This window comes from Ancylobacter sp. G4_0304, assembly GCF_047501495.1.
Taxonomy (GTDB): Bacteria; Pseudomonadota; Alphaproteobacteria; order Rhizobiales; family Xanthobacteraceae; genus Ancylobacter.
Genome location: NZ_JAZDRM010000008.1, coordinates 88,484 through 102,915, shown reverse-complemented (window position 1 = coordinate 102,915; position 14,432 = coordinate 88,484). Strand labels below are relative to the sequence as shown.

The window sequence follows — 14,432 nt, the reverse complement described above, 5'->3', positions numbered from 1 at the left end:
TCATGAGGAGCGAACCATGGCCGAACGCCCCCGCGCCGAAAAGCTGTCCGACGAAATCACGCTGGTCGTCGACCGGTCGGTGGCAGTGGTGCTGTTCGAGTTCCTCTCGCGCACCGTCGACGACGGCGACGGCGAGGCGCTGCTGGACTTCATCGACGACGAAGCGGAAATCCCCGCGCTCTGGGCGCTGCTCGCCGGGCTGGAAAGCGTGCTGACCGAGCCGATGGCCGAGGATTACGAGAAGCGCGTGATCGCCGCGCGCGAGGCGGTGATGAAGCGCTTCGGCGGCGCGTTCTCCGACCGCGGCGAGGAGTGAGCGCGGGGCGCTCTCAGGGGGTGACGGCGGAAGCGGGCGTCGGCACCGCCGCAGGGGCGAGCTTGGCGGCCGGTGTCACGTCCGCCGAGCGCTGCTGCGCCTCGATATTGGCGGTCAGCGCCTGGCCGAGATCGCGCGCGAAGCAGTTGTAGCCCCAGTCGTTCATATGGAAGCTGTCCTTCCACAGGAAGGTCTCGTAGGGCAGGCCGGCGGTCTCGTGCCAGTCGCGCATCAGTGCGTAGCGGTGGAACACGCCGACGCCTTCCTCCGCGCCCACCTTGTCCATCAGCCGCAGCATGGCGGCGGTGTCGGCATCGGCGTTGACGCGCGGGGCATATTGCGGATCGATGATCAGCATGTCGGCGCCGATCGCGCGGGTGCGCTGCACCGCCTCGCGCAGAAGCTGCTCGGCGGCGGTAATGCCGTTGGCGCGGAACAGGGCGTTCACACCCGCCTGCCACAGCACGAGGTTCGGCTGGTAGGCGGCGACGTCGCGCTCGAAGCGCGCCAGCATCTCCGGCGCGTCCTGGCCGTTGATGCCGCGATTGACCACGGTGATGTCCGCGTCCGGGAACCGTTCCTTCAGCACCGCCTGCAGCCGGCTGGGATAGCTGAACTCGCCCCGCGTCGAGCCCGCGCCGGCGGTCGAGGAGGAGCCGATGGCGACGATGGTCACCGGCTCGCCCGCCCGCAGCCGGGCGGCGAGGCGGGCGAGCGGGGCGGTGAGCTTGCTCGCCACCTTGGCGCTGGGACACGCGGCCGGCATCAGGCTGGCCGCGGTGGCGGGCACGGCCAGCGAGGCGAAGGCGGCAAGGGATGCGGCAAGAGAGGCGGCGAGGAGAAGCGTCTTGTGCATGTCAGCGTGAACCCAGGGTGCGGGCGTCGACGCCATCGGTGATCATGCCGACCAGAAGCCGGCCGATGCAGCGATGGACGTCCTCGAACAGCGAGGGAGGGGGCGGAGTGGTTTCGAAGTCGAAGATGCCTTCCTGTTCCCAGAAACGCATGATGTCGTAGCGGTCGAAGAACGGCACTTCGTTGTTGCGGGCAATCCAGCGCAGCGTGTTGTTGTAGGGCGCCACGTCGAAGGCGAAGGAGGTGCGCGGGCTGTATTGCGGGCCAACCAGGATAACGTCGGCCCCCGCGCCATGGGCGAGGTTGACGCCCTGCTCCACGGCATCGGCGAAGGCCCGGCTGTCGGCGCCGAGAATGGTGTCGTAGGTCCCGGTCTGCCAGATCACCAGCGACGGCTTGGCCTTTTCCAGCATCTCGGGCAGGCGCTCGACCACGGTCTCGGCGGTGGCGCGTGGCACGTTCATGGTGCTCAGCGCGACCTTGCCGTCCGGGTAGCGGCTGCGCAGGATTTCCTCGATGAAGCTGGTGAAGGTGCGCGGTAGCCCGTCCTTTTCCGCCGGCGGTGTGGCGGCCGGCGTGGACTTCTTCGAGAGCGTCGCGCTGTTGAGCACGATGATCCGGGTCGGCGTGTTGTCGGACAGCGAGCGCGCCAGCAGCGGCAGCGGGAAGCCGGCGCGGGTCAGCGGGGAGGGGGCGGCGCAGACGGGCTCACCCTCGGCCCAGACGGTATCCGCGCCCGCCAGACCGAAGCTTGCCGCAACCAAAAGTGCCAAAATCGTGCGCTTCACGATGAACCGCGCCGCTCAACCAAATTTACGCGCGGCAATCTCGCGCTCGACGCGACCATACCACGAGAGAAGGACGGAGAGACCTATCATTAGGACGATGCCGGCCACGCTGAGAAACAGTTGCATCGCCAGCGTGCCAACGATCTCGTTCAACACGAAATGTGCGGCAAAAGAAAGGAAGACTCCGAAGCAGAACACCTCAAGTGAATTCTGCCCGCACAAGATCATCGGTCGCAGCAGCTTCGAGCGCAGGGCCGGCAGGTCTACTGGTATCAATCTTACCACAACGATCGCCAGCGCGAAGAAGTGCAGCAGACGCAGCGGCGACAGGTCGGTTTTGCTGATCGGGTAGATGATGTCGGCGATCGGTTGTGGCACGATACCGTCGAGCGGCGGCCACCACCAGCTGACCACCACCAGAAGCGACACCGCGAGGTAGAGCGCCGCCAGTATCAGCACCACGCGCGACTGCACGATGAAGCCGAGCCGGTCGCTGCCGCCCAGCCCGCACCAGCCGCCGAACACGAACAGGAACTGCCAGGCGAACGGGTTGAAGAACCATTTCCGGTCGTCGGGATAGCCCGTCAGGTTGTAGCCGGTGGTGATGATGACGAGGTAGAACGCGAAGGAGACCGCCAGCGTCAGGTCCGGCCACTTCTTCAGTGCCCAGAGCACAGGCGGGAAGCTGGCGAGCAGCACGATATAGAGCGGCAGCACGTCCATATTGGCCGGGCGGAACTTGAGCAGCAGCGCTTGAACCAGCGCCACATCCGGCTCGGAGAGGAACTGCAGCGCGCCCATCTCCTCGGCATAGAGCGGGTTGGAGAACGACCCGATCACGTAGGAGATTTCCGCGAGATAGATCACGAACAGGAAGATGAAGGCGACATAGAGCTGCCACGCCCGGCGCAGGATGCGGGCGGAGGTCACCATCACGCCATTGCTGTCGATCTGCCGGCCATACACCATCGCGGCGGTGTAGCCGGAGATAAACACGAAGATTTCGGTGGCATCGGAAAAGCCGAAGTTCCGGTTGGTGATCCAGTTCACCACATTGTTGGGGATGTGGTTCAGGAAGATGAACCACAGCGCCAGCCCCCGGAACAGGTCGAGCCGAAGGTCACGTCCGCTCGGTACCGAGCCACCACCTGAAGGATGCGCCGGCCGGGGCGGGGAACTGGCCGCGCCGGCCGGAACGTCATGCACGATCGCTTTCGCGGCGGTGGCCTGCCTCACGCAACCTCGCTCATTTCTTCCTCAGCCCAAAGCCAAGCATCAACGTGGTTATGCCGTTGAAAATGAGGTTGATCCCGAGGAAAAGTCCCAGAATCCACATCGAATTGACCGGCCACTGCGCCGTGATGTCGAAGCCGAGGATGATGGCGATCACGGCGGAGAACAGGATCCAGCCCCAGCCCGGCGCGGGGCGCAGCTTGAAGGCGGCGATCAGGCGGAAGATGCCGCCGACGATCAGGGCGATGCCGAGCAGCAGCGTCAGCACGGTTGCGGCGAGGTCGGGCTGGGCGAAGGCGAAGGCCCCGGCGGCGAGATAGAGGATGCCGTCGAGCAGCCAGAACAGAAAGCCGCCCCAGCCCTGCACCGAGAAGGCATGGAAGATCTGCGCGATGCCGCCGACCACCATCATCGCGGCGATGTAGTAGACGGAGACCAGCGTGCCGACGACCAGCCCGTAAGCGCTGCCGAGCGCCACCGCCCCGGCGATGACCATGATGATACCGAGGGCGACGAACCACCCCCATTTGGCGCGCAGCTCATGAAGATGGCCCGCAAGCGGATTGGCCGGTGGGATGGAACTGGGAGTGGACATCGGCGTCGACCTCGATCTGACTGGTGCCACACCGGCGCAGCTTAACGCTCGGCCCTTTGGGAGGTTCCGGGATACGCCGGTGGCAATGAGGTATCTTAGAGCGTTTTCGAGCGAAATGGATTCCGGTTCGCGTTAAGAAAACGCGCTCAAGCAATGAACTTGCGCCGTGGCTGCGTGCGTGCAGCCGCCCCTATGGGGGCTCTTAATCGTTTGGAGGGTGGACATGGCGGGAATGGACGATCTTTTCGGCGTCGCGGCGGTCCCTGCCAGCCGTTTCAAGGCACGGCTGGCCCGTACGCTGCTCGCCGACGGTGACGGCTTCGTCACTCGCGATGTTCCCGCGCTCGCCGTGACGCTGGAGGGCGTGCGGGGAGATCGACATGCCGGACATGCCCGCCCGGCCGATTCGCGGGTGCCGTGGTATCCGCGCGGCGCGCCGATCCGCAATTGCCGGCAGGTCTCTCTCGTGGCGTCCGACGAACTCGCCCGCATCGCCGAACGGCTCGGCCTTGAGGAGGTCCGGCCGGAATGGCTTGGTGCCAATCTGGTGGTGGAGGGGATCGCGGATTTCACCCGCCTGCCGCCCGGCACCCGGCTGCATTTCCCCGGCGGTGCGGCTCTGGCGGTGGAGGGCGAGAACGCGCCGTGTCGCCATGCCGGGGCGGCGGTGGCCGACGGCGCTCCGGATGCCGGCGGGCGCGCGGGTCTGGACCTCGCCTTCGTGCAGGCGGCGAAGGGGTTGCGGGGGCTGGTGGCGTGGGTCGAGCGGGAGGGAACGTTGACCGCCGGCGACGAGATCTCCGTGCGCGTGCCCGAACAACGGCTCTGGCGCGGGGCGCGCTGACGCAGCGCCCGACAGAAACGACAACGCCGACCGGAGGCGATCCGGTCGGCGCTGGAAGTCTCGAAGATGACCGGCCCGCGGGCCGGACGTTCCGTGCGTCAGCGAACCGCGACACCGGCCGCGGCGGGGGCGCTGACCTGCTGCACCGGCGCCGCTTCGGCCGCGGAAGCCTCGGCGGTCTTGGCCGGCGCGTTGCCCGGCAGCACCACGACCTTGGTGCCGACCTTCACCTTGTCGTACAGCGCCTCGACATCCTCGTTCAGCATGCGGATGCAGCCCGACGACATGAACTGACCGATGGTGGAGGGCTGGTTGGTGCCGTGGATGCGATAGATGGTGCCGCCCAGATACATGGTGCGCGCGCCGAGCGGGTTGCCCGGGCCGCCGGCCATGAAGCGCGGCAGGTAGGGCTGGCGCTCGATCATCTCCGCCGGCGGGCGCCAGTCGGCCCATTCCGCCTTGCGGCTGATCTTCTCGGTGCCGGCCCAGGTGAAGCCTTCGCGGCCGACGCCGATGCCGTAGCGCTCGGCTTTGCCGCCGGGCAGCACGTAATAGAGATAGGTGTTGGGCGTATCGATGATGATGGTGCCGGGCGGCTGCGTGGTCACGTAGTCCACCACCTGACGCTGCAGGTTGGCAGGCAGCGCCTTGCGCGGGCCGGTTTCCGGCTGATCTTCCGGCGGCAGCATGGCGACGCTGGAGCCGTTCGTGCCGTAATTGTTGTCGAGGTTCTGCGGCTGCGTGCCGACTGCAGCGGGCGGGGCGCCGACAGCGGCCTGCGACTGGGCGGCCGAACCGTAAGACTGCGAGCCATAGGGCGACGCCATGCCCGCCGGCGGCTGGCCGGAATAAGCGCCCGGGGGATAGCCCGCGGGCTGGGTCGCCGGATTGGCGTAGGGAGCGTTGGCCACGGCGCCGGGCGGCTGCTGAGTGCCGGCAGCCGCGCCAGCCGGCGGAGCCATGATCATCGGCTGCGCGCCGGCGGGGGCACCGGGCTTGCTGGTCGAAGCATAAGGATCATAGGCAGCCGGCACCTGAGCCTCATCCGCCGGCGCGGCATAGGTCGGCTCGGCGGCCGTCTCGGCCGGGTAGTACTGCGCGTTGGCGGCACCGGCCGACGTCAGGACGACGAGTGCAGCAGCGGGAACGAAACCAAGGCGAAGAACCATCATATTGCCCGTATGCGAATGTGCGGAATTGATTGACGCAGGAGATGACGCAGGAACAAGGCGGGTTCAAGACAAGACTGCGCCATAATTGGCGCCCGGACCTCGGATATGCGCGTGACGCTATGTCGTTGCATTCCTGCAACATAAACGAGTATGCCTAAGAAAAGGTTCCCTTATTCCGTTTTCGAACGGTGCCAGCCGACCACGGCGGTGGGGTAGCAGTCCGTCGAGGCGAAATAGGGCTTGATGTCGAGCAGCGGCGTGCCGTCGAGGCAGTCCAGCCCGCGCACGCTTAGGGTTCCCTCGCCGATGCCGAGCACTTCCACCGCGCTCAGGGCGATCGCGTTCGGACGCGCGGGGCTGCGCAGCGCGAAGGTCCCGCGACCCCGGCCATATTGTCGGGGCACCTGCACCACCAGGTTTCGTGGCGCGTGGTCCATCCAGTAAAGCAGCCACAGATGGGTGGTGCCTTCCAGCCCTTCCAGCGCGGGGCGGAACGGCGGGTCGAGCTCCACCGTGCACACCGCGTCGGAGTCCCGGCCGTTCTTCGGGCACTGCGCGCGCGTCGTCCACGGCGTGCGCAGGCGGCCGATGAAATACAGGCCGGCGTCAGGCTGCGCGGGCAGTTCTACCGTCACCTCGCCGGCGCGCACGCCGAAATCGCCGCTATCACTGCCGCCGGAACTCACGTCGCTCGCCTCTTGCCTCTGCAGCCTCTTGCCCTCTCCACGCCTCTTGCACTTTGGTCGCTTAAGACATAAAGATATCTTTATATCTCGTGGAGGTTTTCCTTGCCCGCCTCGCCGCTTCATTTTGCGCTGCTGCTCGACGGCCTGAAGGCGGCCGGCGAGGACACGCGCCTGCGCCTTCTGGCGCTGATGGGCGAAGGCGAGCTCACCGTCTCCGAGCTTACCGAAATCATGGGCCAGTCGCAGCCGCGAATCTCCCGCCATCTCAAGCTGCTGGCGGAGGCCGGGCTTGTCGAGCGGTTTCGCGAGGCGAGCTGGGTGTTCTACCGCCGCGCCACGGATACGGCCGGTGCCGCGCTGACCGCCGCCTTGCTCGACCTGATGGACCCGGACGACGAGGTGCTGCTGCGCGACCGCGAGCGGCTGGAGGCCGTGCGCGCCACCCGCGCCGCGCAGGCCCAAGCCTATTTCCGCGCCCATGCCCATGAATGGGACGCCATCCGCCGGCTTCACGCGCCGGACGACGAGGTGGAGGCGGCCATTGCGAGTGCGCTCTCCACCGCGCCAATCGGCAGCCTGCTCGACCTCGGCACCGGCACCGGGCGGATTCTCGAACTGTTCGCCGGCCAGATCGAGCGCGGCGTCGGCATCGACCTGTCCTCCGACATGCTGAGCGTCGCACGCGCCAATCTGGAACGCGCCGGGGTGCGTAACTGCTCGGTGCGGCAGGGCGACATCTATAACCTCGCCTTGCCGCGCGACGCTTTCGACGTGGTGGTGATCCATCAGGTGCTGCATTTCCTGGAGGACGCGCCCCGCGCGCTGAAGGAGGCGGCCCGCGTGCTCAAGCCCGGCGGGCGGGTGCTGGTGGTCGATTTCGACCCGCACGACCTCGAATTCCTGCGCGAGCAGCACGCCCATCGCCGCCTCGGCTTCGCGCCGGAGATCATGGAGAGCTGGCTGTCGCAGGCCGGGCTCACCCTCACATCCCATCGCCTGCTCGCCCCTTCCGGGGAAGGTCGGCTCACCGTTTCGCTCTGGCTCGCCCGCGACATGCGCGCGGAAGCCGTGGCCGATAATAATCGCAAGGAGGTCGCCTGATGTCGTCCGATGACCAGCGCCGCAGCCGCCGTTCCGGCGGGCGGCCGATTTCGGTGTCGTTCGAATTCTTTCCGCCCAAGACGCCGGAAATGGAAGCGACACTCTGGAACTCGATCCAGCGCCTTGCGCCGCTGGCGCCGAAATTCGTGTCGGTGACCTATGGCGCGGGTGGTTCGACGCGCGAGCGCACCCACGCCACGGTCGAGCGCATCGTGAAGGAGACGCGTCTGGCGCCCGCCGCCCATCTCACCTGCGTCTCCGCCTCGCAGGCGGAGGTGGACGAGGTGGTGCGTGGCTATTGGGATGCCGGCGTGCGCCATATCGTGGCGCTGCGCGGCGATCCGCCGGGCGGCGTCGGGCAGGCCTATGAGCCGCATCCCGAGGGCTACAAGACCTCGGCGGACCTCGTGGCGGGTATCCGCCGCAGCGCCAATTTCGAGGTCTCGGTCTCGGCCTATCCCGAGAAGCACCCGGAGAGCCCGTCCTTCGAACGCGATCTCGACATCCTGCAAGCCAAGGTCGAGGCCGGGGCGACGCGTGCCATCACCCAGTGCTTCTTCGACAACGACCTCTATTTCGCCTATCTCGACAAGGTGCGGGCGCGCGGCATCGACGTGCCGGTGGTGCCGGGCATCCTTCCCGTCTCGAATTTCAAGCAGGCGAAGAACTTCGCCGAGAAGACCGGCTGCTACATGCCTTCCTGGCTCGCCGGGCGCTTCGAAGGGCTCGACAACGATCCCGAGACCCGCAAGCTGATCTCGGCGGCGGTGGCGGCCGAGCAGGTGATCGATCTTCTGGACCGCGGCGTGAACGAGTTCCACTTCTACACGCTGAACCGCGCCGATCTGGTCTACGCCATCTGCCACCTCCTCGGCATCCGCGCTCCCCTGGAAGGTGGCGCCGGGCAAGGGAATGGCAGCGGCAGCGGTCAGGCGGCGGCGTGAGGTGGATGGTCGCCGGCCCCTCACCCCGTCGGGGAGAGGGGCAGATTCATCGGGTGGAAGGCGGTATGACGACCATGTGCGGCACCTTAACCTCTCCCCGAGGGGGAGAGGTCGCCGCGAAGCGGCGGGTGAGGGGGGGATAAACGGTCGGATCGAGCGTGCGCGTCGCCTGCGCCGGGATCAGACAGACGTCGAACGACTCCTCTGGTCACGTCTTCGCAACCGACAGCTTGAGGGTTGGAAGTTCCGAAGGCAGGTGCCGGTCGAGCGTTTTGTCGTCGACTTCCTCTGCGCCGATGCAAGACTGGTGATTGAACTGGACGGTGGCCAGCACACGGCCGACGTTGACGCCGAAAGAATGCGGATGATTGAAAGCTGCGGCTATTTCGTCATCCGTTTCTGGAATAACGACGTGCTTGTGAACCTTGACGGGGTGGTGCTGCGGATCATCGAAGCGGTGCGCGCCAATGCCCCTCACCCCAACCCTCTCCCCCACGGGGAGAGGGAGTAGGAACTGCCCCCATGACCGTCACGCCGACCGAGACCTTCGCCGCCCTCAAGGCCGCCGCCTCCCAGCGCATCCTGGTGCTGGACGGGGCCATGGGCACCATGATCCAGCAGCTCAAGCTGGACGAGGCCGGCTATCGCGGTGCGCGCTTCGCGGACTGGCCGCAGGATGTGAAGGGCAATAACGACCTCCTGAACCTCACGGCGCAGGACGCGGTGCGCGACATCCATCTCGCCTATTTCCTCGCGGGTGCGGATATCGTCGAGACCAATACCTTCTCGGGCACCACCATCGCCATGGCCGATTACGGCATGGAGAGCCTGGTCTACGAGATCAATTTCGAGGGCGCGAAGCTCGCCAAGGAGGCGGCCCGCCTCGCGGAGGCGAAGGACGGCCGCCGCCGCTTCGTCGCCGGCGCCATCGGCCCGACCAACCGCACCGCCTCCATCTCGCCGGACGTCAACGATCCCGGCTTCCGCGCCACCTCCTTCGATGAGCTCGCCACGGCCTATGGCGAGCAGGCGGCGGCGCTGCTGGATGGCGGCGCCGATCTCCTGCTGGTCGAGACCATCTTCGACACGCTGAACGCCAAGGCGGCGATTTTCGCTGTCGAGCGGCTGTTCGAGGAGCGCGGCATCCGCGTGCCGGTGATGATCTCCGGCACCATCACCGACCTGTCCGGCCGCACCCTGTCGGGCCAGACCCCGGCCGCGTTCTGGAATTCGCTCAGCCATGCCCGGCCGTTCTCCATCGGCCTGAACTGTGCGCTGGGCGCCAAGGAAATGCGCGCCCATATCGACGAGCTGTCGCGCCTCGCCGACACCTATGTCTGCGCCTATCCCAATGCCGGCCTGCCCAACGAGTTCGGCCTCTATGACGAGAGCCCGGAGGCGATGGCGAAGCTCGTGGGCGAATTCGCCGCCTCCGGCCTCGTCAATGTCGTCGGCGGCTGCTGCGGCACCACGCCGGACCATATTCGCGCCATTGCGCAGGCGGTCGCCCCGCATGCGCCGCGCGTGATCCCGGACATCGAGCCGCGCCTGCGCCTCTCCGGGCTGGAGCCGTTCGAGCTGACCCCGATCATCCCGTTCGTGAATGTCGGCGAGCGTACCAACGTCACCGGCTCCGCGCGCTTCCGCAAGCTGATCACCAATGGCGACTACACCGCCGCGCTGGCGGTCGCCCGCGACCAGGTGGAGAACGGCGCGCAGATCATCGACGTCAACATGGATGAGGGCCTGCTCGATTCCGAGAAGGCGATGGTCACCTTCCTCAACCTGCTCGCCGCCGAGCCGGACATCGCCCGCGTGCCGGTCATGGTCGACAGCTCCAAGTGGAGCGTGATCGAGGCCGGGCTGAAGTGCATTCAGGGCAAGGGCATCGTCAATTCCATCTCGATGAAGGAAGGCGTGGAGGCGTTCAAGCACCATGCCCGCCTCGTGCGCGCCTATGGCGCCGCCGTGGTTGTTATGGCGTTCGACGAGCAGGGCCAGGCCGACACCTATGAGCGCAAGGTCGAGATCTGCTCGCGCGCCTACCGCATCCTCGTCGACGAGGTGGGCTTTCCGCCCGAGGACATCATCTTCGATCCCAACGTGTTCGCGGTGGCGACCGGCATCGAGGAACATGCCGGCTATGGCGTCGCCTTCATCGAGGCGACCCGTTCGATCCGCCAGCAACTGCCGCACGCCCATATCTCGGGCGGCGTCTCGAACCTGTCCTTCTCGTTCCGCGGCAATGAGCCGGTGCGCGAGGCGATGCACGCCGTGTTCCTGTACCACGCTATCCACGCGGGCATGGACATGGGCATCGTCAATGCCGGCCAGCTCGCGCCCTATAGTGAGATCGAGCCAGAGCTGCGCGAGGCTTGCGAGGACGTGGTGCTCAACCGCCGCGAAGACGCCACCGAGCGGCTGCTGGCGCTGGCTGAGCGCTTCCGCGGCGGCGCGGGCAAGGAAAAGCGCGAGGCGGATCTGACCTGGCGCACTTGGGCCGTGGAGAAGCGGCTGGAGCATGCCCTCGTCAACGGCATCACCGAGTATGTCGACGCCGACACCGAGGAGGCGCGCCTTTCGGTCGCCCGCCCCCTGCATGTGATCGAAGGCCCGCTGATGGCCGGCATGAACGTGGTCGGCGACCTGTTCGGCGCCGGCAAGATGTTCCTGCCGCAGGTGGTGAAGTCGGCCCGCGTGATGAAGCAGGCCGTGGCCTATCTCATGCCCTTCATGGAGCAGGAGAAGCTGGACAACGGCACCACCGAGGATTCCTCGGCCGGCAAGGTGCTGATGGCCACGGTGAAGGGCGATGTCCACGACATCGGCAAGAACATCGTCGGCGTCGTGCTCCAGTGCAACAATTACGAGGTGATCGACCTCGGGGTGATGGTTCCCACCGCGAAGATCCTGGAGGTCGCCAAGGCCGAGAAGGTCGATGTGATCGGGCTGTCCGGCCTCATCACCCCCTCGCTCGATGAGATGGTGCATGTCGCTTCCGAGATGGAGCGCGAAGGCTTTTCCGTGCCGCTGCTGATCGGCGGGGCGACCACCTCCCGCGTCCACACGGCGGTGAAGATCGCCCCGCAATATGTGCGCGGGCAGGCGGTCTATGTCACCGACGCCTCGCGCGCGGTGGGCGTGGTCTCTTCGCTGCTCAACGACAACACCCGGCCGGATTACGTCGCCAATATCCGCGCCGAATATGAGAAGCTCGCCGACGCACACGCGAAATCCGACCGCAACAAGGTGCGGGTGAAGCTGGCGGATGCGCGCGCCAATGGTGTCGGCATCGATTTCTCCTCCTATGCCGCGCCGGTGCCAGGCTTCCTCGGCACCAAGGTGTTCGAGAGCTACGATCTCGCCGAGCTGGTTCCGTATATCGACTGGACGCCATTCTTCCAGTCCTGGGAGCTGGCCGGCCACTACCCGGCGATCCTCGACGATCCGAAGGTCGGCGTGGCGGCTCGCGCGCTCTACGACGACGCGCAGAAGATGCTGGCGCGCATCGTGGACGAGAAATGGCTGACGGCCCGCGCCGTAGTCGGCTTCTGGCCGGCGAATGCGGCCGGCGACGATATCGCGCTCTACACCGACGAGACGCGCGCCGAGAAGCTCGCCACGCTGCACACGCTGCGCCAGCAGATGGCCAAGCGCGAGGGCCGGGCGAACGTCGCGCTCAGCGATTTCATCGCCCCGGCGGAAAGCGGGGTGAAGGACTATATTGGCGGCTTCTGTGTCTCCACCGGCTTTGGCGAGCATGAGCGCTCGGAAGCCTTCAAGGCGGCGCATGACGACTATTCGTCGATCCTGCTGAAGGCGCTGGCCGACCGCCTCGCCGAGGCCTTTGCCGAGCGCATGCACGAGCGGGTGCGCCGTGAGTTCTGGGGCTATGCCTCGGATGAGGCGCTCGACAATGAGGCGCTGATCAAGGAGCAGTATCGCGGCATCCGCCCCGCGCCGGGCTATCCGGCCCAGCCCGACCATACCGAGAAGGCGACGCTGTTCAGGCTTCTGGACGCGACCGACACGATCGGCGTCGAGCTGACGGAGAGCTTCGCCATGTGGCCCGGCGCCGCCGTCTCGGGCCTCTATTTCGCGCATCCCGACGCCGCCTATTTCGGGGTGGGTCGCATCGAGCGCGATCAGGTCGAGGACTATGCGGCGCGCAAGGGAATGAGCGTGGAAGAGGCCGAGCGCTGGCTGGCGCCGGTGCTCAACTACGATCCGCTGAGCTACAAGTCGGTTGCGGCAGAGTAGGCGCGGATAGCTCGATGAGCGTGATCGCCCAGGACGCCAGACTCGCGGCCAAGCTCGTCGTGCTGGTCCTGCTGGTCTGGGCCGCGCTGGCCTATATCGTGCTGCCGCGCCTGTGGACGCATCACGAGCGCCAGCCCGGCGTCGCGCATCTGCCGATGGTGACGCAGACCAAACAGGGCATCCCGGGCGATCCGATCGATGTAGGCCTCGTCGGTACCCGCGAGGACGTGGTGCGGGCGATGTACGAAGCCGGCTGGCGCGCGGCCGATCCGGTGACGCTGAAATCCAGCGTCGAGATCGTCGGCTCGGTGGTGCTCGGTCGCCCGGACCCGGAAGCCCCGGTCAGTCCGCTGTTCTATGACGGCCGTGTCGAGGACCTCGCCTTCGAGAAGGAACTCGGGCGCAGCGCCGACCGTCGCGACCATGTGCGGTTCTGGAAGGTGCTGGACCGGGGCGCCGAAGGCGCGCCGGTCTGGCTGGGATCGGCGACCTATGACCGGGGCGTGGGGCTGAGCCACTATACCGGCGCGGTGACGCACCATATCGGCCCGAATGTCGACGCGGTGCGCGACCTCCTGATCGGTGATCTGAAGGCGGCCGGCATGGTGCGCACGGTCTATCAGGTGACCGGGCTCGGCCCGACTCTTTTCGGGCGCAATGGCGGGGGCGATCCCTATTACACCGACGGCGAACTCTGGTTCGCGGTGCTGATGCCGGACGGTCGGAAGAACCCCGATCCGGCCACCGTCATCGCACCGCCGCCGGCCGTCGGCGCCAAAGATGCGATCTGGAGCGGCGCCGCCAGCCTCGTCGGCGTCAACTGAGGCGGGCTCAGAACTTGTAGTTCACGCCCAGCTTCAGGGTCTGGACCTTCACGTCGACACGGGTGCCGGCATCGGAATCCCAGTTGATGTCACCGAGGTCGGCGTAGAGATATTCCGCCTTCAGCGTCCAATTGTCGGTCACGGCATATTCGCCGCCGCCGCCTACGGTCCAGCCCCACAGCGTTTCGCTGGTCGAAGCCGAGCCCGATGCGGCGGGCTGGTAGACGCCGTTGTAATAGGTGGACCAGTTCTCCGACATCTTCACATTGCCCCAGGCGAGGCCGCCGGTGGCATAGGGCAGGAAGCGGTCGAAGGCGTAGCCGATGCGTCCGCGCACTGTGCCGAAGGCCTCGATCTTGGAATCCAGCGTGCCGAAATCGGTATCGGTGAAGCCGCCCGCGGTGGTGCTGGCGGTGTAGTTGAGCCGGTCATCGAGCGCGCCGAACTGGAAATCGGCCTCGATGCCGAGCACCACATTGTTCACGAGCTGGTAGTTGTAGCCGATCTGGAAGCCGCCGAACCAGCCTTCGGGGTCGGAGCCGCCGGTCGAGCCGTACTGGTCCCAGCCGCCATAGTAATAGTCGAGATAGCTGCCCCAGTTGGCCGAACCCTCGCCCCAGCCATAGCCGGCATTGCCGCCGAGATAGAAGCCGGTCCAGGAGAAGGGCGGGATGACCGCCACTGCCGGCGCCTTCACGGGATAGGAAAGGTCGGCCGCGAAGGCCGGGATAGCGAGGGCGGCGCCCGCGGCGGCGCCGAGGAAAAGTGCCCTGATACGCATGGCTGCGTCCCTTCCGACGGTTGTGACGTCGAT

Annotated in this window: 14 protein-coding genes; 7 read left to right on the top strand and 7 right to left on the bottom strand. The window is 66.6% G+C overall.

Going from position 1 to position 14,432, the window contains the following annotated elements; all coding sequences use genetic code 11:
* Positions 1–16 precede the first annotated feature (16 nt).
* Positions 17–316, top strand: coding sequence for a hypothetical protein (locus VRZ77_RS06700; protein ID WP_414591891.1), 300 nt, complete (start codon positions 17–19; stop codon positions 314–316).
* Between the two features lie 13 nt (positions 317–329).
* Here the strand turns inward: VRZ77_RS06700 and VRZ77_RS06695 are convergent, their stop codons facing one another.
* From VRZ77_RS06695 to VRZ77_RS06680, 4 genes are read right to left on the bottom strand one after another with little or no spacing between them, the layout of a single operon-like run.
* Entirely contained in the window at positions 330–1,172 is an 843-nt protein-coding gene (locus tag VRZ77_RS06695; RefSeq protein ID WP_414591890.1) for an SGNH/GDSL hydrolase family protein, read from the bottom strand.
* 1 nt (position 1,173) lies between these two features.
* Complete coding sequence (locus VRZ77_RS06690) at positions 1,174–1,959, bottom strand: SGNH/GDSL hydrolase family protein (protein WP_414591889.1); 786 nt, start codon at positions 1,957–1,959, stop codon at positions 1,174–1,176.
* A gap of 15 nt (positions 1,960–1,974) precedes the next feature.
* Entirely contained in the window at positions 1,975–3,195 is a 1,221-nt protein-coding gene (locus tag VRZ77_RS06685) for an OpgC family protein (protein ID WP_414591888.1), read from the bottom strand.
* Positions 3,196–3,205: 10 nt separating this feature from the next.
* A complete protein-coding gene (locus VRZ77_RS06680; protein ID WP_414591887.1) occupies positions 3,206–3,787 on the bottom strand; it encodes an HdeD family acid-resistance protein in 582 nt (193 codons plus the stop codon).
* A 232-nt stretch (positions 3,788–4,019) separates the two neighbouring features.
* Between VRZ77_RS06680 and VRZ77_RS06675 the strand changes: the two genes are divergently transcribed.
* Positions 4,020–4,631, top strand: a complete 612-nt coding sequence (locus VRZ77_RS06675) for an MOSC domain-containing protein (protein WP_414591886.1) — start codon at positions 4,020–4,022, stop codon at positions 4,629–4,631.
* A 98-nt stretch (positions 4,632–4,729) separates the two neighbouring features.
* On the opposite strand, the gene VRZ77_RS06670 is transcribed toward VRZ77_RS06675, so the two are convergent.
* Entirely contained in the window at positions 4,730–5,803 is a 1,074-nt protein-coding gene (locus tag VRZ77_RS06670) for a L,D-transpeptidase family protein (RefSeq protein WP_414591885.1), read from the bottom strand.
* 170 nt (positions 5,804–5,973) lie between these two features.
* Positions 5,974–6,489, bottom strand: coding sequence for a tRNA (N6-threonylcarbamoyladenosine(37)-N6)-methyltransferase TrmO (tsaA, locus tag VRZ77_RS06665; protein WP_414591884.1), 516 nt, complete (start codon positions 6,487–6,489; stop codon positions 5,974–5,976).
* A gap of 102 nt (positions 6,490–6,591) precedes the next feature.
* On the opposite strand from tsaA, the gene VRZ77_RS06660 reads away from it, so the two are divergent.
* From VRZ77_RS06660 to VRZ77_RS06640, 5 genes are read left to right on the top strand one after another with little or no spacing between them, the layout of a single operon-like run.
* Entirely contained in the window at positions 6,592–7,590 is a 999-nt protein-coding gene (locus tag VRZ77_RS06660) for an ArsR/SmtB family transcription factor (protein ID WP_414591883.1), read from the top strand.
* Entirely contained in the window at positions 7,590–8,534 is a 945-nt protein-coding gene (metF, locus tag VRZ77_RS06655) for a methylenetetrahydrofolate reductase [NAD(P)H] (protein ID WP_414591882.1), read from the top strand. The genes VRZ77_RS06660 and metF overlap by 1 nt, the downstream gene beginning before the upstream one ends.
* Positions 8,503–9,045 (top strand): endonuclease domain-containing protein, encoded by a 543-nt coding sequence (locus VRZ77_RS06650; protein WP_414591881.1) that lies wholly within the window; start codon positions 8,503–8,505, stop codon positions 9,043–9,045. Before metF ends, VRZ77_RS06650 begins: the two co-directional genes overlap by 32 nt.
* A gap of 11 nt (positions 9,046–9,056) precedes the next feature.
* Positions 9,057–12,794 carry a methionine synthase gene (gene metH, locus VRZ77_RS06645; protein ID WP_414591880.1) on the top strand — a complete coding sequence of 1,246 codons (3,738 nt, stop codon included), beginning with the start codon at positions 9,057–9,059 and terminating at the stop codon, positions 12,792–12,794.
* 14 nt (positions 12,795–12,808) lie between these two features.
* Positions 12,809–13,618: an LssY C-terminal domain-containing protein gene (locus VRZ77_RS06640; RefSeq protein ID WP_414591879.1), complete on the top strand. Its 810-nt coding sequence runs from the start codon at positions 12,809–12,811 to the stop codon at positions 13,616–13,618.
* A 7-nt stretch (positions 13,619–13,625) separates the two neighbouring features.
* On the opposite strand, the gene VRZ77_RS06635 is transcribed toward VRZ77_RS06640, so the two are convergent.
* A complete protein-coding gene (locus VRZ77_RS06635) occupies positions 13,626–14,399 on the bottom strand; it encodes an outer membrane protein (RefSeq protein WP_414591878.1) in 774 nt (257 codons plus the stop codon).
* Positions 14,400–14,432: the final 33 nt, after the last annotated feature.

What these genes read in the sequence shown, in the direction of transcription:
- VRZ77_RS06700 (WP_414591891.1), top strand. Translation starts at nt 17, where the DNA reads ATGGCCGAACGCCCCCGCGCCGAAAAGCTGTCCGACGAAATCACGCTG.
- VRZ77_RS06695 (WP_414591890.1), bottom strand. Translation starts at nt 1,172, where the DNA reads ATGCACAAGACGCTTCTCCTCGCCGCCTCTCTTGCCGCATCCCTTGCC.
- VRZ77_RS06680 (WP_414591887.1), bottom strand. Translation starts at nt 3,787, where the DNA reads ATGTCCACTCCCAGTTCCATCCCACCGGCCAATCCGCTTGCGGGCCAT.
- VRZ77_RS06675 (WP_414591886.1), top strand. Translation starts at nt 4,020, where the DNA reads ATGGACGATCTTTTCGGCGTCGCGGCGGTCCCTGCCAGCCGTTTCAAG.
- VRZ77_RS06670 (WP_414591885.1), bottom strand. Translation starts at nt 5,803, where the DNA reads ATGATGGTTCTTCGCCTTGGTTTCGTTCCCGCTGCTGCACTCGTCGTC.
- metF (WP_414591882.1), top strand. Translation starts at nt 7,590, where the DNA reads ATGTCGTCCGATGACCAGCGCCGCAGCCGCCGTTCCGGCGGGCGGCCG.
- VRZ77_RS06650 (WP_414591881.1), top strand. Translation starts at nt 8,503, where the DNA reads ATGGCAGCGGCAGCGGTCAGGCGGCGGCGTGAGGTGGATGGTCGCCGG.
- metH (WP_414591880.1), top strand. Translation starts at nt 9,057, where the DNA reads ATGACCGTCACGCCGACCGAGACCTTCGCCGCCCTCAAGGCCGCCGCC.
- VRZ77_RS06640 (WP_414591879.1), top strand. Translation starts at nt 12,809, where the DNA reads ATGAGCGTGATCGCCCAGGACGCCAGACTCGCGGCCAAGCTCGTCGTG.
- VRZ77_RS06635 (WP_414591878.1), bottom strand. Translation starts at nt 14,399, where the DNA reads ATGCGTATCAGGGCACTTTTCCTCGGCGCCGCCGCGGGCGCCGCCCTC.